This is a genomic window from Microbulbifer sp. CAU 1566 (assembly GCF_023156515.1).
Taxonomy (GTDB): domain Bacteria; phylum Pseudomonadota; class Gammaproteobacteria; order Pseudomonadales; family Cellvibrionaceae; genus Microbulbifer.
On sequence record NZ_JALNMG010000003.1, the window covers coordinates 533,900 to 554,950 of the forward strand.

General features: G+C 52.6%; 21 protein-coding genes. 4 read left to right on the forward strand and 17 right to left on the reverse strand.

Annotated features, from left to right (window positions below):
* Positions 1 to 328 precede the first annotated feature (328 nt).
* The 14 genes from M0G74_RS10535 to M0G74_RS10600 form a co-directional block, all read right to left on the reverse strand.
* Positions 329 to 568 (reverse strand): hypothetical protein, encoded by a 240-nt coding sequence (locus M0G74_RS10535; protein WP_248216568.1) that lies wholly within the window; start codon positions 566 to 568, stop codon positions 329 to 331.
* A 24-nt stretch (positions 569 to 592) separates the two neighbouring features.
* Entirely contained in the window at positions 593 to 1,285 is a 693-nt protein-coding gene (locus M0G74_RS10540; protein ID WP_248216569.1) for a hypothetical protein, read from the reverse strand.
* A gap of 96 nt (positions 1,286 to 1,381) precedes the next feature.
* A complete protein-coding gene (locus tag M0G74_RS10545) occupies positions 1,382 to 1,810 on the reverse strand; it encodes a hypothetical protein (protein WP_248216573.1) in 429 nt (142 codons plus the stop codon).
* A 42-nt stretch (positions 1,811 to 1,852) separates the two neighbouring features.
* Positions 1,853 to 2,443, reverse strand: a complete 591-nt coding sequence (locus M0G74_RS10550) for an IS3 family transposase (RefSeq protein WP_282450115.1) — start codon at positions 2,441 to 2,443, stop codon at positions 1,853 to 1,855.
* A gap of 273 nt (positions 2,444 to 2,716) precedes the next feature.
* Positions 2,717 to 3,025: a transposase gene (locus tag M0G74_RS10555; protein ID WP_248216582.1), complete on the reverse strand. Its 309-nt coding sequence runs from the start codon at positions 3,023 to 3,025 to the stop codon at positions 2,717 to 2,719.
* Positions 3,026 to 3,229: 204 nt separating this feature from the next.
* Entirely contained in the window at positions 3,230 to 3,502 is a 273-nt protein-coding gene (locus M0G74_RS10560; protein ID WP_248216584.1) for a hypothetical protein, read from the reverse strand.
* Positions 3,503 to 3,725: 223 nt separating this feature from the next.
* Positions 3,726 to 4,106, reverse strand: coding sequence for a hypothetical protein (locus tag M0G74_RS10565; protein ID WP_248216586.1), 381 nt, complete (start codon positions 4,104 to 4,106; stop codon positions 3,726 to 3,728).
* A 667-nt stretch (positions 4,107 to 4,773) separates the two neighbouring features.
* The gene (locus tag M0G74_RS10570) at positions 4,774 to 5,085 is read right to left on the reverse strand and encodes an immunity 53 family protein (protein ID WP_248216588.1); all 312 of its coding nucleotides are present in this window, start codon (positions 5,083 to 5,085) and stop codon (positions 4,774 to 4,776) included.
* Positions 5,086 to 5,239: 154 nt separating this feature from the next.
* A complete protein-coding gene (locus tag M0G74_RS10575) occupies positions 5,240 to 5,605 on the reverse strand; it encodes a hypothetical protein (RefSeq protein ID WP_248216590.1) in 366 nt (121 codons plus the stop codon).
* Between the two features lie 145 nt (positions 5,606 to 5,750).
* Positions 5,751 to 6,017, reverse strand: coding sequence for a hypothetical protein (locus tag M0G74_RS10580; protein WP_248216592.1), 267 nt, complete (start codon positions 6,015 to 6,017; stop codon positions 5,751 to 5,753).
* A gap of 1,043 nt (positions 6,018 to 7,060) precedes the next feature.
* A complete protein-coding gene (locus M0G74_RS10585) occupies positions 7,061 to 7,729 on the reverse strand; it encodes a penicillin-insensitive murein endopeptidase (RefSeq protein ID WP_248216594.1) in 669 nt (222 codons plus the stop codon).
* Positions 7,730 to 7,851: 122 nt separating this feature from the next.
* A complete protein-coding gene (locus M0G74_RS10590) occupies positions 7,852 to 8,358 on the reverse strand; it encodes a T6SS immunity protein Tdi1 domain-containing protein (protein WP_248216597.1) in 507 nt (168 codons plus the stop codon).
* 855 nt (positions 8,359 to 9,213) lie between these two features.
* Entirely contained in the window at positions 9,214 to 10,722 is a 1,509-nt protein-coding gene (locus tag M0G74_RS10595; RefSeq protein ID WP_248216599.1) for a fumarate hydratase, read from the reverse strand.
* Positions 10,723 to 10,909: 187 nt separating this feature from the next.
* Positions 10,910 to 11,662, reverse strand: a complete 753-nt coding sequence (locus M0G74_RS10600) for a hypothetical protein (protein ID WP_248216605.1) — start codon at positions 11,660 to 11,662, stop codon at positions 10,910 to 10,912.
* 305 nt (positions 11,663 to 11,967) lie between these two features.
* Here M0G74_RS10600 and M0G74_RS10605 point away from each other — a divergent pair, with 305 nt between their 5' ends.
* The 4 genes from M0G74_RS10605 to M0G74_RS10620 all read left to right on the forward strand — a co-directional run bounded on the left by M0G74_RS10605 (position 11,968) and on the right by M0G74_RS10620 (position 18,244).
* Entirely contained in the window at positions 11,968 to 12,549 is a 582-nt protein-coding gene (locus M0G74_RS10605) for a Fe-Mn family superoxide dismutase (RefSeq protein WP_248216607.1), read from the forward strand.
* Between the two features lie 187 nt (positions 12,550 to 12,736).
* Positions 12,737 to 14,644, forward strand: coding sequence for a DUF885 domain-containing protein (locus M0G74_RS10610; protein ID WP_248216609.1), 1,908 nt, complete (start codon positions 12,737 to 12,739; stop codon positions 14,642 to 14,644).
* A 210-nt stretch (positions 14,645 to 14,854) separates the two neighbouring features.
* On the forward strand, positions 14,855 to 16,891 hold the full coding sequence (locus M0G74_RS10615) for a di-heme-cytochrome C peroxidase (protein WP_248216611.1): 2,037 nt from the start codon (positions 14,855 to 14,857) through the stop codon (positions 16,889 to 16,891).
* 12 nt (positions 16,892 to 16,903) lie between these two features.
* On the forward strand, positions 16,904 to 18,244 hold the full coding sequence (locus M0G74_RS10620; RefSeq protein ID WP_248216614.1) for a catalase family protein: 1,341 nt from the start codon (positions 16,904 to 16,906) through the stop codon (positions 18,242 to 18,244).
* Positions 18,245 to 18,271: 27 nt separating this feature from the next.
* Here the strand turns inward: M0G74_RS10620 and sodC are convergent, their stop codons facing one another.
* The 3 genes from sodC to M0G74_RS10635 form a co-directional block, all read right to left on the reverse strand.
* Positions 18,272 to 18,799 carry a superoxide dismutase [Cu-Zn] SodC gene (sodC, locus tag M0G74_RS10625; protein WP_248216616.1) on the reverse strand — a complete coding sequence of 176 codons (528 nt, stop codon included), beginning with the start codon at positions 18,797 to 18,799 and terminating at the stop codon, positions 18,272 to 18,274.
* Positions 18,800 to 19,022: 223 nt separating this feature from the next.
* Positions 19,023 to 19,757, reverse strand: a complete 735-nt coding sequence (gene hda, locus M0G74_RS10630) for a DnaA regulatory inactivator Hda (protein ID WP_160154132.1) — start codon at positions 19,755 to 19,757, stop codon at positions 19,023 to 19,025.
* 3 nt (positions 19,758 to 19,760) lie between these two features.
* Positions 19,761 to 20,846: a DUF2066 domain-containing protein gene (locus tag M0G74_RS10635; protein ID WP_248216720.1), complete on the reverse strand. Its 1,086-nt coding sequence runs from the start codon at positions 20,844 to 20,846 to the stop codon at positions 19,761 to 19,763.
* Positions 20,847 to 21,051: the final 205 nt, after the last annotated feature.

Below are 21,051 nucleotides of genomic sequence, written 5' to 3' on the forward strand. Positions count from 1 at the left end.
CTTATCCTCCTCTCGATGAATTACATTTGAGCATCTATCACAAAAGAAATGAGGGAAACATTCACTCATACCACTCGATCGCCACGCTGGCGTCAATCCACTACAACTTGGACATTTAATATCACCAACCCATTGTAGCGAACGTTCATATTCAACAACTTTCATGAGCTGCTTCTTGATCCAATATAGCTTCATAACACTGCCAACAACGGCAGACCTGTGACTGTAGATTTTGTCCAAAAATGGAGTAGCCATGCTCAAAAGTCGCGAACGCTAGGCTGCCCAGTGAGCATAGCGAACAATATTCACTCAGCCTTGTTATGCACTTTTAAATGCATACTGTACAAATCAATTGATACAGCTCAGAAAAATCAGGCATATCGGGTTTGTCTGAGGCTTTAGTAACCTTATTTATGTCATGAAGAAAACCTTTTCCGGGAGGGAATCTACCAGTGTCTTCACATTCTTTAATGAGCTCCTGCCAAAACACTTTCTGCTCTCCCGTCATATAATATTCCGTTATCTTTGTCATGGCTTCTAGGCATTCTTCATTGCTAGGCCATTCCATACGACTCTCCTGACTCATAACGTCTTACTCAGCCGACGTGTTCACAGTCGGCTGTAGTAAATTATCATGACTTAACTGGCTTGCAAGATCTTTGGATAAGTTATAGGCAGCCTGAGCTATAGCAACTACTCCATCTCTTGCTGCCAAGTATTCATACTTTGGGGCGCCTATAAACACACCGGAGGAGTATGCTGACAGACTTTTAATTTTCTCTGACATATCATCATAAGCAAGCTTTCCAACGCCTCCAGATATTTCGTTAGTGCCGACACTTCTGACGGACTCATTATTCGACGCGTAGGAAGTTAGATATTCATATGAGAGAATAATTTTAGTTTTGGTAGGTGAAAAAATTGTTGAAGGAACTTCGGCTTCAAACTGTTCAATCACAGGAAATACGACGACATCATAACCACTTCTATCAGCATCTTCAGAGCTAGCACTTCCAACCGTCTCAAAATATGTCTCTAGAGAGTTATTTATGAGGTTTTTAGTTGTTCTAGATAGTGGATAGCTCCAAGTGCTAGCTAACTGGGAGGTTTTATAGGTGTTTTGCTCAAATTCTGGCGCGTATATGACCAAAATAGAATACGGAAGCTTTTCTGCTTTTACATCATATTCATCAGGATACATCGGCACCTCAACCGTAGTCCCACACGCCTGTATACAGATAGACAAACACATCAAAATAAACCTAATCAATATTTTATTATTCATTTAACTTTCTCTACATTTTATTTTTCATAACGTGGGCGGCAACGGTCAAACTTGAAGCGAAGCGTCGAGTTTACCAAGCTGACTGCGTCTGTATGGCTATTCAGCTCGGGATAGCACAATAGTACTATAATCACTGGCACTTAAAAGATTGCGCACAACTATGCGATTAGGGCTAAAATCCTGTATTCTCCATGTGCACTTTTCACGTGAATAGCCTTTTTCAAGGCTTTCTCGCAAATCTTCCTTTGAATCTACGAAACAAACAAAATCTTCTACCTGGTACCAGCCATAGAAATAGTTTCCAAACGCGTCATCTGCAATGTGGCAATTTTCGGAAGATCTTGTGTATTTTCCTGAGCGTTTAAATCCAATGTTTCCATACTCTTTACAATTTTCAGGTCCGGTTTCATAAGTCCACTCGCCAAACAAACTCGACTTGATACCATTCCGTTGGCTGAAATTCCCATCCAGATTACTGCAAGAGCTAAACAAAATGGCTAAAAAAAAGAGAAATACTTTATTCATTACTCACGGCCTGGTGTTCCCCACAAAAAGTAGACACCTTACTTATGCAGCAACAGCTGCGTTTTCCTCAAATTCGACAGGGCTAACCCCGTCGTTTGCAGAATGTCTTCTCTTACGGTTGTAGAATATTTCAATGTAGCTAAATATACCCGAACGCGCTGTTTCTATCGACTGGAAGTTCTTTGCGTAGATCAACTCCACTTTCAATCTAGCGTAAAACGATTCCATCACCGCATTATCCCAACAGTTCCCCTTTCGACTCATACTGCGTTTAATGCCGTGTCGCTCAAGAAAGCCTACATATTCGTTGGAGCGGTATTGCGTCCCTCTATCCGAATGAACGATAAGGCCAGGGCTTACTCCCCGAGCGTCTATGGCCATTTGCATGGCCTCGGTAACGAGCTGCTCTGTCATGCTGTCTCCAAAACTCCAGCCGACGATCTTTCGTGAATAGAGATCCATAACGGTTGCCAAGTAGAGCCAACGCCTTTCAACCCAGATATAGGTAATATCCGTTACCCACTTTTGATTGGGCCTCTCAGTGGAAAAATCTCTCCATAACAGGTTCTCGGCGACGTTATGCATAGTCAGAGCGTGACTGCCATAATTTGAACGCTTTACCGTTACGAGCAATGATTCCCTGCTCCTGCATGATTTTGGCTATATAGTTGACCGAACACTCATGACCGAGTTCGTTCAGCTCCCGGGCAATCCTGGGGGCTCCGTACGACGCCTCAAACTCCTCATAGGTATCTCTTACCAGAGTGGTAATCTGTTCTCGACGCTGCTCAGTTCGGCTAACGGGGCGCCTTCGCCACCGATAGAAACCTGATGGATGAACATCCATCACTCTGCACATCAACCGTATATCGAATTGCCCTACATGCTGGTCTATCAGCTCGTACTTCACTCTTGGTCTTTCGCGAAGTACGCAGAAACCTTTTTTAGGAATTCCATCTCCTCCCTAAGACGCTTATTCTCGCGCTTTAGCTTACGGAGCTCTTCGCTCTCCTGCTTGGAATAGTCCACACCATCGACAGAGTTAAATTGCTTGTCTGAGAGGCGAGTAAATTGACGCTTCCAGTTCGAGATTTGCTGCGCGCTGATACCGAGCTCTTTAGCTACCTGGGCCTGAGTCACACCCGGCTGCTCCGATCGTTTAACAGCTTCTTTACGGAATTCTTCGGTGTAATTCTGGTGTTTTTTGCGTGCCATTTAGACACCTCCATAGTCGTTGAATATAACTATACAGGGTGTCTACTTTTTGTGGGTAACTCGGAATGTTAACGCCCGCAGCAGGGGCGACCAATGCTATGCACATTTTGTGCGAAACTGGGAGCGTAGCGACCCGCACAAAATGTGCATAGCGTTGGGCATCCCGCGGAGGCCCGAAGGGCCGGAGCAAACTGCCTGCGTTTGTTAAGCATTGAAGGCCCTGCGCTCCCCCTGAAAGCCTCTCGCTTTGCCTTTATGGCTACAACCTGGAAATACCCAGCCACGAGAAAATGTATTTTTATACCAATTTTCCTGCTGTTTTGAGATGCCGCTGGATTTGGCACTCACATTGGTTGGATAGCCTCCACCTACAGCCACATCAAAATTGAACTCAATTTTGCAATTGAGGCAATTTAACTCAAGCGGAGTAGAAACAGCTATTGGAAGCAACTGCCCACGGCCATCTCTTTGTTCCATACCACATTCTCTTACTTGGACAACTTCCTTATCTAAAGGGATCGTACTAGCTAGTATCAGGCCAGGAAAAATTCCAAATATGATTGGTAAGAATTTCATTACTTGTGATGCTTAACGCCCAGCGCAGGCGCAGCCAGCGCGGAGCACATTTTGTGTTAATGTTTGAGCGCCAGCGAGTAACACAAAAGGTGCATAGCGTTGGCTGTCGCTCTGCCGCTGTTTGTTAGGCCGTTGCGTTGGATTCACTCAGCGGCTTGCCCCAGATTGCTACTCGGTATGTAAAAGAACCAGGTTCGCTAGCAACAATGTTAATTGCAGAGGGAATAAAACTCTTGCCTTGATACTCAGGAGTCGCGTTGTAACGAGTTACCTTACCCTCCTGAGCAAGAGGCAAAACTACGTTATGATCGGTTCTGGCTTTGAGCTCAACTGCAAATTCCGGTACATACACGACGTTTGGTGGAACGTCTTCGCCACCGAACTCGGAAGGCAGGAGTAAGAGCTTTTTAAGCACTCCTTTTTGAACCAGAGCCTCGGCCTTTTCTCTTGAGTCTACGCTAGAAAAATCTGGCCCTGTCTCTTTTTTCTTAAACCATCCGAACATTATTTTCTCCTAGTGGGCCTAACGCCCACAGCAGGGGCGACCAATGCTATGCACATGTTGTGCGATAATGGGAGCGCAGCGACCCGCAGAACATGTGCATAGCGTTGGGCGTCCCGCGGAGGCCCGAAGGGCCGTAGCATACTGCCTGTGATTGTTAGCATGAAGCGCCCACTATGGCTGGGCATTTACCTCCAGGCGAATGGGCCAACTGTGTCGTGGTGGTTTAGGATACCTGTTGTTCGCAAACCAGATTGCCACGCATGATGAGTAATGATGTATAGGGCGCACCTCGACCATTTTTGCATTACCCTCTCGATCAATAGTGGCTACTAGCTGATAGTACCCTGGGGTTGCCCTAACTTTTGCCGACTCAAGAAAGCACTCGTGATCCGCATCCCATGTGCTTTCCCTTACCAATTTTTCGTATTCCTTTCCTTCCTCAGATTGCATTGCCGCTTCAGCGAAGAGAATTCTTGCATCAAAGTTTTCAGCATAAACCGCGCTTGAAAAGACAAGTAACATGAGCAATCTAAATAATTTCATACTGACCAATTGCTAACGCCCAGCGCAGGCGCAGCCAGCGCGGAGCACTTTTTGTGTTAATGTTTGAGCGCCAGCGAGTAACACAAAAGGTGCGTAGCGTTGGCTGTCGCTCTGCCGCTGATTGTTAAGCATTGGAGTTTGCCCAGGCTACAAAAACCGAAATAAGCTCCTGAAGTTTATGCGGCCCACCGTATCCAACGAACCTACCCTCCTCAATGCGAGTGACAAGCCAATTACCCCCACTTTCCCCCGCTTCGCCTTCTACACCGTACGAATACTCCTCAAAAGGTACATTCTCTAGGTTGGTGTCATTTAGATCGATTCTTAATTCCCAACCCGGATTATCGATATTGCCAATTTCAATACCATACGTATGCTCCCAATCATCATTGCATTGAGAAACATACCAATTTTGAAGTTCTTCTAGTCCATTCATTGTGGATGCTTAACGCCGCCAGCAGGGGCAGCTTACCTTGTGCGCGTTTTGTGCGAAAATGGGAGCGTAGCGACCCGCGCAAAACGCGCACAAGGTAAGCTGTCCCGCGGAGGGCCGGAGGCCCGTAGCAAACTGCCTGGCCTTGTTAGTGTTTTTACTCTGCGTACCAGCCATGCCAACTTTTTGGCTCAGGATACTTTTCTTTATAGCTTTTGAGCTCAACCTCTGAGGCGTACTTTAAGTAAGGGAGTACATACTCCATTAAGTACGTTTCACCTTCCCCCATACGCCAGAATATATCGTTACTATGATATTCCGGATATCTTACCCAAGGTGGCTCAGGTGGGTTATCTTTGAGCTCCTTTTGGAACCTATCTTGCCGATCTTTTTCAGCCTTAGCTTGTCGTTCTAGATGCTTATCCCAGATTTCCTTACTCATTCCAACCGGTGGTTTTTCGCTAGGCGCACCCATTGCTACTGCCGAGTAAAACATTGATAGATACAAGATGATCGTTTTCATGCCTGAACACTAACGCCCACAGCAGGGGCGGCTTACCTTATGCGCGTTTTGTGCGAAAATGGGAGCGAAGCGACCGCGCAAAACGTGCATAAGGTAAGCCGTCCCGCGGAGGCCCGAAGGGCCGGAGCTTCACTGCCTGTGATTGTTATGTGTTGCTTGCGACAAAGTTCGATAAATACTCTCTGGCATCCTCAAGAGTTGGGAGAATCGCCTTCTCATTTTCCGGACACCAAACTGGAAGACGCCACTGATGATCTCGTTGCTTTCTATATGAATAAGGTAGATAGCAACCATCCGCTCTTTGATAAATTATTTCTAGGCGACCCAGCTTCTTACTATAGCTTTCATGCACCACTCTAGATGAATCATCTTCTTCTATGTTAAGCCAAATTGCTTCGTACTTTTCTTCCATGACTACTTACACATAACGCCGCCGGCAGGGGCAGCTTACCTTGTGCGCTTTTTGGGCGATAATGGGAGCGCAGCGACCCGCGCAAAATGTGCACAAGGTAAGCTGTCCCGCGGAGGGCCGCAGGCCCGGAGCAAATTGCCCGGCCTTGTTATGCGTGCCTAGCTCCGCTCTATAAATTTACCGCGTGCAATGTGCCAGTAACCTGCATACAAATTGAACGCTAGGCCATGCTCGATTTTACCGGCATGAGCATGAGGGCTTAAAAAGTGGACCTCGGCGTCGACGGATACTCCAGGTTCGGCCTCATTACATGCCAATAACCGTAAACTGCAATCCCACAACTCATTATCTTGATAACTGAGAGTGGGCCTGATTCCGGTAATGTACTTAACCCTGCAATTCGGGTCACTTACCTTTAGAAATTCAATTTTTGCTAAGTACGACATTTCTCGTTCTTACGCATAACGCCGTGCGCAGCAGCGGCTTACTTTGTGGATTTTTTGCGCGAAAATAGGAGCGTAGCGACTGCGCAAAAAGTGCGCAAAGTAAGACGTCGGTCTGCCGCACTTTGTTAAGCATGATGCGCCCCTGAGTACTCACCAACCGCCAATTAGCTGCCCCAATATAAAGATGACACACAAATTGGCAATAGGAATACTTGCGAAAAATAGTGCCCCAGTGACCTTCCTACGGAAACCTGCTATCAGGAACCCGACAACGGATAACGCAACCAGATAAGCATGCTTAGAGATCAAGAATACAAATAAGTATTTTGATTGCTCGACAAGCACTGAAGTCGATACGGAATCAAAAACCAAACCGAAAAATGGTGCGAAGTAAGCTGTAAATACTGCCGAGGCCACCCCTAGAATCAAACAGAGTGAAGCCAAATTTTTCTGAACTGTCTCGGATATGCTCATAGTGCTTAACGCCGCAATCAGACGCGGCTTACTTTGTGTATTTTTTGCACGAAAATGGGAGCGCAGCGACCGTGCAAAAAGTGCACAAAGTAAGACGTCGGCTGCATTGCATTGTTAGCGCCGCTACTCGCACGGAATTTTGAAATCAACATGGTAATGTTCGTCATGTCGCACCCATGAACGCTTTTTTGAAAACTGGATATTCTTAGACAAATATTCTCCATATTTTGTTTTTAGAAGATTAGGCTGCAACTTTGGATCAAAAATTACACGCCACAAATCAAAACCTCGATTTACCGACTCTTTATGCAGCGCGACTATATGAGCGGCCATGGCCTCGTAATCTATCGTGAATTCTTCATAAGCCCCGTAATTGTCAAACTCAATGTCGTAGCCAAATTTGTTAACTGGGTTAGTCGGCAGGTGGACTGACTTCCCAGATTTATCTAAGACTGGAACCATAAAATCTACAGACAGGCCGTTTCTGTGAGTTTTATGTGGCTTAAATTGCCCACCCTTTTCAAACCCCGTCTCAGCATATTTAAATACTTTCTCAGGATTCGTAGATTCTAGGTTTTTGTACGCTGCTAAAATAATTTTACTTACCTGAGAGTGAACATAAGTTCGCCCAGCTAATCTCGCAACTATGCTATACCCTTCAAAATTTACGCCCGATGTGGGCAGTTGAACCCCGTTCTCTAGTCTTCCATTGGAGGTGGTCCCATAGCAGGTGCTTTCCTCGGCAACTGCTAAAGACGTGAAAAAATACAAAATGAATAAAATCTTTTTCATAGCCTCGTAGCGCTAAACGCCGTGCTCAGCGGCGGCTTACTTTGTGTGCTTTTTGCACGAAAATAGGAGCGCAGCGACCGTGCAAAAAGTGCACAAAGTAAGACGTCAGCTGCAGCACTTTGTTAGCCCCAGGGCTTCCACCAAGGCTTTTTGGAGGGCTGAAACTCCACCCTTTCGACTTCAGTTCCATTAGGTAAATTTTTGACCTGTTCCTGAATCTGCCCCAGAACCGAAAAATGAACTTCTATATCTGACGGTTCCAGATTGTCAGCTGTGATATCTCCGCCTAGAGCAGGCGCCAGCTTAAAGCTATAAACCTGACCATGTTCAAGCAACTTGCCCACTTGCCTTAAATCTCCGACAGCTTGGACAGCTAAAAACTCCGACACAAATTCTTTGTCAGATAGCTTTGCCTTCAATTCCTCTGGAGAGTCTGCAATATGAGAAACAACACCATCCGCGACATTTAGAAAATGTACACTGTTATCGTTTACATCTTGTAGGAAGGCTTCGCCAAACGCCGTAATCAATATTGGAAGCTTTTCATCTCCGATTAGCCACCGCCAGTCAGAAAGGATTTTTTCTCTTTCAAGGTGGGAAAAATTCACAGTTAAATCATTAAGTGTCATGTTCTACTCATAGGGCTAACGCCCAGCGCAGGCGCAGCCAACGCGGAGCGCCTTTTGTGTTAATGTTTGAGCGGCAGCGAGTAACAAAAAAGGCGCGTAGTGTTGGCTGTCGCTCTGCCGCTGCTTGTTAGTGTTTCGGGCCTCTGCCTGACTATATTTTGTACGCACCAGTTCGACGCAACCACTGACAAGAACGAACGGTTTAGCCCCTACAATACCTGAAAATACCCCGGTGCGGTGCCGCCAACTTGGCACACACTTTCCGGCTCTACCCAAATCGTGGGCAAAGCCGACGATTAGCCTTTTGCGGCACGGCACAAATAGAGTTGCCCGCAAATGTTCAGAAGCCGACTCTCCGATGCCCAATAGTGGAGCCACGATTTCACGTTGCCAAATCTGGCTACACCAGGTGCCGGTACCACCGTTTGTTGCACCAGACTTTCCGAAAGCCAAAGCTCAAAATGCCACCGCTGTAAAAAACACTAACAGTTTATTCAAAAGCCCAGGTCATATATCACGCTGCCACATATCCAAGTTGGTACTAATGTTTATGTTTGACGGAAAACCTAGTTAATTCAGCAGGTTACCTCACTATACGATCTTTGAGTACCGTAAATATATGGCAGGCGAGCTATATATCCCTTGATATAGCTGTACCATAATTTACAAAAATTCCTTTAATTTCATTCAGTTACGTTTTCTCCAATACTTCAGCTACTGATCTGAAATACATCGCACATCGTCTCGACGTCTAAAAACTCGACAATCGGACTCGCTGCCTGAAGTACAGATAAAAAAAAGCCGGTTCCAAAACTGGAACCGGCTTTTAGGCTTCATGTGAATAAAGCGCGCTTTTTACACCGCGCCCTCTTCGATCTTGTGCTTCCAAATTACTGGGCCGGTGTTGTGCACCGATTCACCGTTGCTGTCTACCGCCACCGTTACCGGCATGTCTTCCACGTCGAATTCGTAGATGGCTTCCATCCCCAGTTCCGGGAAGGCGATGACCTTGGCATCTTTGATGGCCTGCGCTACCAGGTAAGCGGCGCCGCCAACCGCCATCAGGTAGACGGCTTTATTGTCACGGATGGCTTCGATCGCAGTCGGGCCGCGTTCTGCCTTGCCGATCATGCCCAGCAGGCCAGTTTCTTCCAGCATTGTGCGGGTGAACTTGTCCATGCGGGTAGCGGTGGTGGGGCCAGCAGGGCCAACCACTTCTTCACGCACGGGATCAACCGGGCCCACGTAGTAGATGAAGCGACCGGTCAGGTCCACTGGCAGTTTCTCGCCCTTGGCCAGGATGTCGACCATTTTCTTGTGAGCGGCGTCGCGGCCGGTAAGCATTTTGCCATTTAGCAGCAGGGTGTCGCCGGGCTGCCAGCTCAGTACGTCTTCCGCAGAAACTTCATCCAGGTTCACGCGGCGAGTGTTGCCGCCCGCTTCACGGGTGATTTCCGGCCAGTCTTCCAGCTTCGGAGGGGTCTGGCGCGCGGCGCCGGAACCGTCGAGGGTGAAATGGGTGTGACGGGTAGCTGCACAGTTCGGGATGATCGCTACGGCCTTGTTGGCGGCGTGGGTCGGGAAGTCCTTTACCTTCACGTCCAGCACGGTGGTGAGGCCACCCAGGCCCTGGGCACCGATGCCCAGTTTGTTGACCTTGTCGAACAGCTCCAGGCGCAGTTCTTCGGCTCGGTTGGAAGCGCCGCGTTCCTGCAGGTCCTGAATGTCGATGGGGTCCAGCAGGGACTCTTTCGCCAGCAGCATGGCCTTCTCGGCAGTGCCACCAACACCGATTCCCAGCATGCCAGGCGGGCACCAGCCAGCGCCCATTTTCGGCACCATGTCCAGTACCCAATCTACTACGGAGTCGGAGGGGTTGAGCATGGCAAATTTGCTTTTGGCCTCACTACCGCCGCCCTTGGCTGCGACATAGACGTCGACATTGTCGCCGGGAACGATTTCGTAGTGAATGACCGCCGGGGTGTTGTCGCCGGTGTTTTTACGGGCGCCGTCGGGGTCCGCCAGAATGGACGCACGCAGTACGTTATCCGGGTTGTTGTAGGCGCGGCGAACACCTTCGTTGACCATGTCGGTCACGCTCATTTCCGCGTCCCACTGCACGTTCATGCCCACTTTCAGTTTCACGGTCACAATGCCGGTATCCTGACAGATGGGGCGATGGCCCTGGGCACACATGCGGGAGTTGATCAGGATCTGGGCCATGGCGTCTTTCGCCGCCGGGTTGGCTTCTTTTTCATAGGCCTTGTTGAGGGCCTGGATGAAATCCTGGGGATGGTAATAAGAGATGAACTGCAGCGCGTCGGCCACGCTGTCGATCAGGTCGTCCTGGCGGATAATGGTCATTGCCGGCTCCGGTGTTGTCGTCTCGTCTCGAAGGCGGCGATTTTACACGAAATGTCGGCGGGTGTTGGATTGGACGAAGTGAGGAGAGGTGGGAATTTTGAAAAAGCAAGGGGCAAGTGAAAATGAGAATGGTTAGCGACAAAACCAGTTGCCGCTAACCTTCATATTTCCCTACTTGCGCACCAGATCAGGGCGCGGAAGCAGTGGTGGAGCTGGACTGCAGGCTGCGGATGGCATCGCGCAGTTGCACCAGGTCCTTGTTTACGGTGCGACGGTAGCTGTCGATCGACTGTACCGCTTCTTCGTTGGCACCCACGCGTGCCGTCAGGTCCGCGCGTACGGAAGACAGCTGGCGCTCCAAGCTGGCAACCTTATCTTTGGTATCCCGTGAAGCACTCGCAGTGGACTCTTTCAGCTTCGCGATATCCGACTCGAGAGCGGCCACTTTCTTCAGGCTGCTCTCAAAGCCACTGACCTTTTTGGACAGTGCAGCGACGTCTTTCTTCGCAGCGTCTGCGGCAGCCTGGTTAGCGGCGATATTCTTGCGGTTGGTATCGTAAGAAACACCCCACAGCTTGCGAATCTCCGAAGCGTTCTCCTTCACTTTGGCATTGAGCACTTCGACCGAGGCCGCCGACTCTTCGCCAGACATTTCAAAGCGCTTCTCCAGCTGCACGATACGGGCCTCCGCATCAATCAGCACAGTCCGGGTCAGTTGCCACTGCTGGTACAAAAAGCCCGCGGCGCCCAGGCCGGCAAGTGCCAGCATCAGTGCGACAATGGCCAGGAAGGAAGAACCACCGCCAGAACTGGTGGGTTCCGGGGCAGAAACCGGCGCCTGGGGCGCAGCGTAGCGCTTACCACCTATCGGGCCGTTAGGAATCTGAGGGTCCATAGCGGATGGGCTGCTGCCATCAAGTGTGGGCTCTCTGCGTTGCATGCTGTAGTCCTGCGTTGCTGTACGGCCATATGACCGTCATTGGTAGAAATCTGCGGCAGTTATACCAAAAACTGACGAAAAAGTAAGCGGTTCCAGTTATCAGAATAGGACAATAGAAAGCACAGACTGCTCCGTCATCGATAATCATTCGCAGATGACCCTGAACTTAGCGGCAATTGAAACCTTTTTGGCCTGTCCAATGGCTTAATAATGACATCAAGCGGGTGTAGAATGCCTGCCACCAATAACTGACCTGCTACCACTCTTGGGTCGGTACAGGTCTCAGACAAAGGAAGGAATACAACATGGCACACGTTCTCCCCGAACTTCCCTATGCTATGGACGCGCTGCAGCCGCACATCTCCCAGGAAACCCTGGAATTCCACTACGGCAAGCACCACAAAACCTACGTAGACAAGCTGAACGGCCTGCTGGAAGGCACTCCGGAAGCAGACAAGTCTCTGGAAGACGTCATCAAGTCCTCCTCCGGTGGCGTATTCAACAACGCCGCTCAAATCTGGAACCACACTTTTTACTGGAACTGCCTGAGCCCCAACGGCGGCGGCGCCGCTACCGGTGCAGTAGCCGAGGCGATCAACGCCGCTTTCGGTTCCTTCGACAAGTTCAAGGAAGAGTTCACCAACAGCGCCGTCAACAACTTCGGCTCTGGCTGGACCTGGCTGGTGAAAAAATCCGACGGCACCGTAGCCATCGTTAACACCTCCAATGCTGAAACCCCGCTGACCGACAGCAGCGTTACTCCGTTGCTGACTTGCGACGTTTGGGAACACGCTTACTACATCGACTACCGCAATGCGCGTCCGAAGTACATGGAAGCGTTCTGGGCACTGCTGAACTGGGAGTTCGTAAATCAGAATTTTGCCTGATTACGGACCTGGTCTAGTGATGCGAAAGCGGGCCCAAGCGGCCCGTTTTTTTGTGCCCGCGATAAATCCAAACCGCGATAAAATGACCAGACCGTCGTTAAAATTTGCAACCTCTGCCACTTCTGGTTAAAACACTGGACCGACAATCCCTCTTTCACCAACCATTCACTGACATTGAGATAACACCATGAAGCTCAAGATGACTCTGCTGGCGGCCGCCATAAGCGCGCTGGCCTTGGCAGGTTGCGACCGCGAACCGGCCACCCCCAAAAACGATACCGAACAGCAGTCCCCTGCGGGCGCAGAAGCCACCCAAGCCTCCCCTCAGGGCGTAGACACTACCGCTAACGCCTCATCCGAAGGGAATGCCGAAGTCATCGAAAAAACGAACCAGTTGTTCGAAGAGCAGTTCCAGACACACGTCAGTCGCAGCCCGGAATTCAAAACATTCCTGGGGATGAAAGAGGATTACGGCAAGTGGGACAACCTCTCCCCGGAGTTCGCCAAGGAAACCCATGAAATCCACAAGCGTCAGCTGGAAGCCCTGAAAAAGATCGACCCGACGCAACTGGACGACGCAACACGCCTGTCACTGGAACTGGCAATCCGCAATCTGGAGCAGGATATTGAAGGCTACCAGTGGCGCCTGCACACCTACCCGGTGAACCAGATGTACGCCGCACACACCGGCGTCGCTTCATTGCTGATTAACCAGCACCGCGTTGACGATGTGTCGGATGCCGAGGCCTATATTTCCCGCCTCAACGGACTGCCAGCCCATTTTGATCAGGTCATCGAAAACCTGAAGGCGCGCGCCGAAGCCGGTATCATCATCCCCAAGTTCGTTTTCCCCTATGTCATCAGCGATGGTGAAAACCTGATTACCGGTGCGCCATACGACGACGGCAAAGACAGCACCCTGTACGCGGACTTCAAGGGCAAGGTAGACAAGCTCAGCATCAGTGACGAAGAAAAAGCCGCGCTGATCGAGAAAGCCAAAACCGCGATGCTGGAAAGCGTGAAACCGGCGTACGAAAACCTCAACGTGTATCTGGCGGAGCTGGAAAAACAGGCCACCACCGACGACGGCGCCTGGAAATTCCCCGACGGTGACAAGTACTACCAGCATCGCCTGAACGTCTACACCACCACCGACATGACGGCCGACGAGATTCATGAAGTGGGTCTGTCAGAAGTGAAGCGTATCCATGACGAGATGCGCGCGATCATGAAACAGGTGAAGTTCGAAGGCAGCCTGCAAGAATTCTTCGAGTTCATGCGTACCGACAAGCAGTTCTACTACCCCGAGACCGAGGAAGGTAAACAGCGCTACCTGAAAGAAGCGACCGCGATGATCGACACCATGAAAGGTCGACTGGACGAGCTGTTTATCACCAAGCCCAAGGCGGACCTGATCGTTAAGGCGGTAGAACCCTTCCGCGAGAAATCTGCCGGTAAAGCGTTCTACCAGCGCCCGGCACCGGACGGCTCCCGCCCCGGCATCTACTACGCCAACCTGTACAAAATGAGCAGCATGCCCACCTACCAGATGGAGGCGCTGGCCTACCATGAGGGTATTCCCGGCCACCATATGCAGCTCTCCATCATGCAGGAACTGGAAAACGTGCCCTCCTTCCGCAAATTCGGCGGCTACACCGCCTACACCGAAGGTTGGGGCCTCTACTCCGAGCTGGTGCCAAAGGAAATCGGTTTCTACCAGGACCCCTACTCCGACTTCGGCCGCCTGGCCATGGAGTTGTGGCGCGCCTGCCGCCTCGTAGTCGACACCGGCATGCACAGCAAGAAGTGGACCCGAGAGGAAACCATTGACTGGTTGGCAACCAATAGCCCCAACCCCAAAGGCGATGTGGTCAAGGCCATCGAGCGCTATATCGTCATGCCCGGCCAGGCTACCGCCTACAAGATCGGCATGATGAAAATCGTAGAGCTGCGGGAAAATGCGAAAAAAGAACTTGGGGATAAGTTTGATATTCGCGAATTCCACGACGTGGTGCTGGCCAATGGCGCGGTACCGCTGGATGTGCTGGAAGAATTGGTAGGTGACTGGGTGGAATCCAAGCAAGCGGGTAACTGAGCCCTGGAATTCACACGGTGTTAAATAGAACTTCTATCCGCTAAACCGGGCAGAAGTTCCCATCACCGAGCAAAGGCCGGACATGTGTGAACATGTCCGGCCTTATTTTTTGTAGCTTCACCCTTTACAATCCCCCTGCAACGCACGGAATACAGGATGTATCTGGCAGGCTCGTGCAACGCTCAATGTATACAACCAAAAGTCGACAAAATGGATTTTAACCGCCACCTGCGCCGTGGGCTGACCACCGCCGCCATCGTTTCCGGGCTGACACTGACCGGTTGCTCAATTGCCCACAAATTTTTCGCCCCCAATATCACCCACGAAACAATCACAGAAGTCCGCTACCTGGATCAGGGCTGGAGCGCGAAAGATCGACAGCTGTTCTACTCAACTCCCCAGGGAACAGAACTGCAAGGCCTCCACTATCGGTGGTTACCGGCACTGGAGCTACCGTTCAGTAAGGAAAAGCTAGCCAGTGCAGACAATATGCGCGGCTGGGGATTTATTGTAGAGCCGCAACAAGCGGACTCTGCCGGTGAATCCGGTGTGTATCCGGTGGGCATGGGCAGCCATTTGAATCCGGACGACAACTCTACCCGCATCGACCTCGGCTGTGCCCTCTGCCACACCGGCGAATTGCACTACAAGGGTGTGGCCCTGCGGGTCGATGGCGGCCAGGCAATTCACGGCATGTCCACGGGTAACCCCGGTGAGTTTATTCACTCACTGGGCGCCGCGACATTCGAGATGAAGTTCAATCCCTTCAAATGGGCGCGCTTTGCCGATGCAGTGGCCGGTGAAGATCGCGACAAACGCGAACAACTGAAGCAGGACTTCAACGCATTCAGCGAGCGCTTTTTTGATTTCGCCAAGGGCCCGGGCAACCCCGATAACTTCCCCACCACCGAGGGGCGCGGCCGCACCGACGCGGTAGGGCGTATCGGCAATGTCGTTTTCGGCTACAACCTGGGTATTGAAGAGAACTATAAAGTCGCCGATGCGCCGGTAAGTTATCCGTTTCTTTGGGATATCTGGCGCTTCGACTGGGTGCAATATACCGGATTCACCAATCAGGCCATGGCGCGCAACGTCGGTGAAAGCCTCGGGGTAATGGCGCCGGTCAAACTGGTGGACGAACAGGGTGAACTACTGCCGGAAGGCGAGTTCGGCCGATCCACCATCAATATCGACGGCATGCAGTGTATTGAAACCACGCTACGCAAACTGCGCCCACCCAAATGGCCTCAGGAGATTCTGGGTGAAATCGATATCGCCAAAGCACAACAAGGTAAAAATCTGTTTGCCGACCAGTGTGTCCACTGCCACGGCCCACATATTTCCAAGCCCTACGTCTGGAAAGTAGCGGGCGGCCCCAATGACAACCCGAATCATCAACGGGACGTGAACTGGCAGTGGGATATGTCCGGACAGATTTCCTACGATGAACAAAACCAACCGCTGCGGGAAGACTGGCGAAAAACGCTCTGGGCCCTGCCCTGGATTGATATCGAGGTGATCGGTACCGATCCTAAAGCAGCGGAGAACTTCGTCAATCACACCTTTGATCCGGGCCCCCTGGTCGCGAAAAACCCGAACAACCCCGACGATGATATCGACCGGCGCGTAAACGCCGGGGATGGTCTGCAGCTGCTAATGAACAAGCTGGTACCGGTTCTCTATGACAACAGTGGTATCTCCAGCGACAACAACGGCATTGCCGATTACGACGGGCTCAATGTGCCCTTCCGTATCGTCAACAAACTGGCCTACAAAGCCCGCCCACTGCACGGGGTCTGGGCCACCCCACCCTTCCTGCACAACGGTTCGGTACCGACGATTTACGACCTGCTGTCGCCACTGGAAGCGCGGCCGGTCAAATTTGGTGTGGGTCACCGGGAGTACAACCCGCAGAAACTGGGCTATGTCACCGATATGCGCCAGGGCAACTTCGCGTTTGATACAACGCAGACCGGCAACAGCAACCGCGGCCACCTGTTTACAGATGTCGAGATGCCGGGGCGCATCGGCAGACGCTTTAGGGAAAGCGAGCGCATGGCGTTGATCGAATACCTCAAGGTGATGGGTAACCCGGACTTTTCCGAGGCGCTGAATGGCGACCCGCAAAACTGGGCGCAGTATTCCAAGCCGCCGGCGAGCGCCATTGGCGAGCAGGCCTGCCAGGGCTTTCGTCATCCCCACGGACAGCTGGCCCAGCGTGGCACGCAGCCTTCCGGGCAGCGATAAGGAGATACGCGCATGTTGAACCGTACATTTAACCTGAAGCGCCTTCGGGGTTACTTCCCACCGGCTTGTTTACTGCCCTGGTTTTTCGCCAGCCTTGCGCAGGCCACCGGCCAACCGCAGGCGCCTTTTGACGACCTGGGTATGGAAATTTCCGCGGAAGAGCGCGCAGCCATTCAATCCGCCATCCATTCGGCCCGGGAAATATCCCGGATCGCACATGCCGAAAACAGCAAACGCTACGGCAACCTGTACCGCCGGGATGCCCACGCCAAAGCGACGGGCTGTGTGCGTGCGACCTTCGAGATAAACGGGGATATTCCTGAACGCTTTCGCTACGGAATTTTCAGCAAGCCGGGACAGGATTACAAAGCCTGGATCCGGTTTTCCAATGGCGACATGCTGGTCCAGCCGGACAAAGAGCCGGATGCCCGCGGTATGGCGGTCAAGGTGCTGGGCATCGATGCCGCAGAGGCGCAGGGGCAACCCATTGCGGCGGAACTGGGTAGCACCGGCACCCAGGATTTCATCATGACCAATACCCCGGCGTTTTTTAATCGGAATATCTACGATTACGCCGAGAATATGCAGTACCTGGCCAAGCTGGATAAAACCGGCTGGTTTATCAACCTCTGGCCACCGCGACTGCATTTAAAGGAGATGCTGCGGGCACAGCAGACCATCTCTTCCAAAATCGAAACTCCCTTTGCCGCCCAGTACTTTTCCATGCTGCCCTATCAACTGGGCGAAACCGCACTGAAGTTTTCCAGCCGCCCCTGCGCCGGCGCAAGCTACACGAGCGTCGCCGATAAAAGCGCGGACGATTTTCTCACCCGGCAAATGGCAAGCACACTGGAGTCCGGTTCTGCCTGCTTCGATTTTCTGGTGCAACCGAGGGTGGAAACCGGAAACATGCCACTGGATGACGCCACGGTGATCTGGGAAGAAAGCGAATCCCCGTTCATTCCCGTAGCCCGTATCCATATACCCCCGCAGACGATCACCGGTGATACACAGCGGCAGTTCTGTGAAAACCTGTCGATGAACCCCTGGCATGGGGTGGGCGACTGGCAACCGCTGGGTAGCCTGAACCGGGCGCGGCGTTTGGTGTATCACGCGGTATCAGAGTTCCGGCACACGCAAAACCGGGCACCCCGAGAGGTACCCGCAGACTGGTGTATTCCGGGCGCCGCCGAATCGTGTGGCCCGCAGCAGGGCCTGAACATCCGCAAACCCCGGTGGCCCTTGCCACGCTGCTTTGACGGCCTTTACCAGCCGATGGACGGCACTGCTGTCAGCAGCGACTGTGGCAGTCGCCAGTACAGTGCACGCTCGAGCCAAACCGAGTATCAGTGAGCCACAGGGCCCCGCCGTTGCCGACCGTTACTGAATTACGCCACAGGCAATGCGTGCACCGCCCCCGCCGAGGGGCTTGGGCTGGTCGGAAAAGTTGTCACCACCGGCGTGTACCATCAGCGCCCGGCCCTTGAGGTCAGAGACCTTCAAGCGGGGGGCCAGTACGGGCTCGTAGGCCTTGCCATCGTTGTCCACATAGAGCGCCGGCAGGTCTCCCAGGTGGCCATCGCCCCAGGGCGTGCCGTGCTTGCCCGTCTTTTTGGGGTCATAGTGGCTGCCCGCGGCCAGCCCCGGAACCGATTTCCCTTCCTTCATTGCCGACTCACAGCTGCCATTTTCGTGCAGATGGAAGCCGTGTAACCCCCGCGGCAACCCTTTGAGGTCGGGCGCGAACACCAGGCCATAGGGCGTTTCACGAATGGTGACGGTACCCAGCATGGTGCCGACACCATTGCTGTCGAGCTTGAGAATACTGACCACAGTCTCCGCGCTGGCGGACATTGCCAGGCACCCGGAAATGGCGCCGGCAGCACAGAATTTCAACAAAGGGGACATCTAACACTCCTCTATAGCGCGCCGGCGACCATTAGGGGGTACCGGCGGCTAAATTCACGCTATCGAATACAGTGTAGAAGTAAATGCCAGGAAAACCGGTAGGAAGACCGACAGAAAGAATGGTAGGACGGCAGATAGGACGACTGGCAGGAAGGCGGAAGAGATATACCGGAAATCACGCGAGCCGCCAGCGGCCCGCGTCTCCGAATTACTATCAACGGTTCTAGATGTTCAGAACCTGTTTGACGAAGGGAATGGTGATTTTGCGCTGGGCCTGCAACGAGGCCCGGTCCAGCTGCTCGAGCAAAGCGAAAAGTGCACGGGTATCCCGCGGCGCCCTATGCAGGATGTAATGAGCGACATCTTCCGGCAAGTCAAACCCACGCAGGCGGCTGCGCTGGCGCAAGGCCGCCAGTTTGTCGGTATCGCTCAGGGGATGCAGCTGAAATGTCAGGCCCCACTGCAAACGAGATTGCAGGTCCGCCAGACCCAGTTCCAGTCCCCGGGGAGACTTGCGAGAACCCAGTAACAGCTGACGACCACTGTCCCGCAGACGGTTGTACAGGTGGAACAAGGCGGTCTGCCAATTTGCGCGCCCTTCGATCAGGTGCAGGTCATCGATGCACACCAGATCCAGAAATTCGAGCCCCTCGAGAATGACCTGGGGGTCCGCCTCAATCAGATCCGCCAATGGCAGATACTGAAAACTGCGCCCGGCAGTCTCGGCCACCTGACACACGGACTGCAATAAATGGGTCACCCCACTACCAGACTCGCCCCACAGGTAAATGGCCTGCTCGGCATTGTCACCACTGGCAAAGGCCTGCAGCATGCCGGCCACCTGACGGTTGACCGCGTCCGGTGACTGAAAGAAATTGGCGAAAGTGGCGTCGTCCCGCAGGGATACCCCCAGCGAGAGCTGCTGTGGAACGCCACCGGTATGACTACTACCGCTCACGGATCAGTGCCAGTTGTAGCGCAACGGGTTCTGGGCACTGCCCAGTGGTGCGCGGTACCCGGATAGATCCACCGGTCCGTCGTCACCTGCCAGTTGAAGATTACGGTTCAGTGCCAGCACATCCCGCAGGGACTCCAGCTGGGTGCTGGTGGTCAGCGACAGGGTTAGACGGTCGCCATTCACCGCAAGGACATCCGCACTGCTCACCTGGGCCAGCCCCTGTAAATAATTGGTCGCTTGCGAATAGGCCGCGAAGTTGCGAATGCCGGAGATTTCCACCAACACGGCACTGGCGACACCAGTATCGCCGGTGCGCACTGCATAGCGCTCGGCCAGCATATTGGTCGCTTCATTGACCCCGCGCAGAGCCACTTCCTCTAGGGATTCGCCACTGGCATCAAACGCGTAACTGCGACCGCCGTGAATCAACAGCCAATTGGCCTGCCAGCGCTGGCCAGAGGTCTGCAACAGGCGCCCCATCAAGGTGGCGTCCGGACGATAGCGCACACCAGCGCGTTCGGCCGCCCCTTCGTCCTGCGCCCAGAGACTGCCGAGCGGCATGTTGCGCTGGTCGTTCAAATCCATGACCGGAAAGTCAAGAGGCAAGCCGCGCTCCAGCGCCAGGCCGTCCAGCAGACCGAACAGCTCCGGGTAATCTTCCTGGCGCAGGGTGTCACGGCCCCCCTGCAGGGTGTCCACCGCCATCCACACCAGGGTGCCGGGGCGGTTGTTGGGCCATAGCGGCAACTGCAGCTGGTGCACCAAATCATTGACCGCCTTGGGGTCATAGGTCAGGTGCACGTACAGCTGGTTGTTGTCGCTGTCGTAGCGGTAACCCTGTACATATTTATTGGCCTGCCCCAAAACTGGGGCCAGCTTGGGATTGCTGGCGATCTGCTGATCGCCGGTCACCCGAATAAAAACGCGCTCCAGGCCACGGCTGGTCGCCGCTGTACGATCGGTGGCGCCGCGGCTCGGTACCGCCTCTCGCACTTCGTACAGGTCCGGCATTACCCGGGCCGAAGCCGGTATCGCCAGCATCAGTGCTGCCAGTAGCAGCGAGAAACAGAGCACCACGCGGGAATTCATCGTCAATGGCATTAGCTCTTTGCCCCTTACCTCTTTATGTTTTTGCACCGGGTTGCGCGGGTCTCTGGCAGCATTCCGCGGTGCGCTCAAGCGCCGGAGTTGGGCCCCCGGACGTCAATTAGCGGCTATTGTATCAGTGTCGGCTGTTTCTCCCAGCCTTCAGTTCGCACAATCGGGCATTTTTCCACTAGAATACGCGCCCTTC